This is a genomic window from Staphylococcus shinii (genome assembly GCF_017583065.1).
GTDB lineage: Bacteria > Bacillota > Bacilli > Staphylococcales > Staphylococcaceae > Staphylococcus > Staphylococcus shinii.
The window spans coordinates 1-514 of record NZ_JAGEVL010000021.1 but is presented as its reverse complement, the minus strand read 5'-3'; the positions used below and the strand labels follow the sequence as shown (position 1 = coordinate 514).

General features: G+C 39.7%; 2 protein-coding genes. Both read right to left on the bottom strand.

The window, feature by feature from the left end; all coding sequences use genetic code 11:
- Positions 1-233, bottom strand: a 233-nt coding sequence (locus tag J5E45_RS14300) for a thiamine pyrophosphate-binding protein (RefSeq protein ID WP_272873982.1), incomplete at its 3' end; no start/stop codon positions are given.
- Positions 220-514, bottom strand: a 295-nt coding sequence (locus J5E45_RS14295; RefSeq protein ID WP_208182392.1) for a chorismate-binding protein, incomplete at its 5' end; no start/stop codon positions are given. The genes J5E45_RS14300 and J5E45_RS14295, both read right to left, overlap by 14 nt.

Sequence of the window (514 nt, the reverse complement as noted above, 5' to 3'; positions counted from 1 at the left end):
CATAATATAGCGACAGGTCTTTCACTGCCTTTAATTAACCCAACTGCAAAAAACGCTGCACTTCGCTCATCGGGGTGTATCCATGTTTTAATATTTGGATGTGCTTCAAATGCAAGTGCAAGTGGCGTTGAGCGTGATCCCGGACTGATAACTACTTCCCTTACGCCGTACGCATATAACTCAGATGCAAATGTAAAAACTTGCTTCGTTAAAGCTGCTTTATGATTTCCCATTCATATCGACTCCTAATGCATTCATCATAGGTGTGAACTTAAGGTTCGTTTCTGCCAATTCACTATCTGGATCAGAATCTTTAACAATGCCACACCCAGCAAATAAAGTTGCTTGTGCTTTCTTAATAAGCATCGAACGAATTGCAACAATAAATTCACAATCATCGTATATATCTATATAGCCAACCGGTGCACCATATAATCCTCGCGTACCAAATTCTTTCTGCTCAATAAAATCCATTGCAAATTCTTTTGGATAGCCACCTAAAGCAGGTGTTGGA